Annotated in this window: 1 protein-coding gene; it reads right to left on the bottom strand. The window is 71.0% G+C overall.

Annotation, left to right across the window (positions count from 1 at the left end):
• Positions 1–119: 119 nt before the first annotated feature.
• On the bottom strand, positions 120–241 hold a 122-nt coding region (locus OH705_RS28510; RefSeq protein WP_267303608.1), incomplete at its 5' end, for a DUF1615 family protein.

Genomic DNA, 241 nt, shown 5'->3' on the forward strand with positions numbered 1-241 from the left:
GGGCGCGGCGTGTTCCGCTTCGTGGCGGCCGTGTTCGCGCTGAACTTCGTGCTGATGCATGTGGTGCCGGGTACCGCGGCCTGGCAGGCCTACGCTCGCTGGTGGGCGGGACTGGGCGGCTAGCGCTGCAGGCAGCGCCGGTAGCGCTCATCCACGCGGGTGGCGAACCAGGCAGTGGTCAGTTCGCGGGTGATCTTCGGGCTCTCCAGCGTGATGCCGGGGATCATCGCGCGCGGCAGCG

This window comes from Pseudomonas sp. BJa3 (assembly GCF_026343815.1).
GTDB classification, from domain to species: Bacteria; Pseudomonadota; Gammaproteobacteria; order Pseudomonadales; family Pseudomonadaceae; genus Aquipseudomonas; species Aquipseudomonas soli.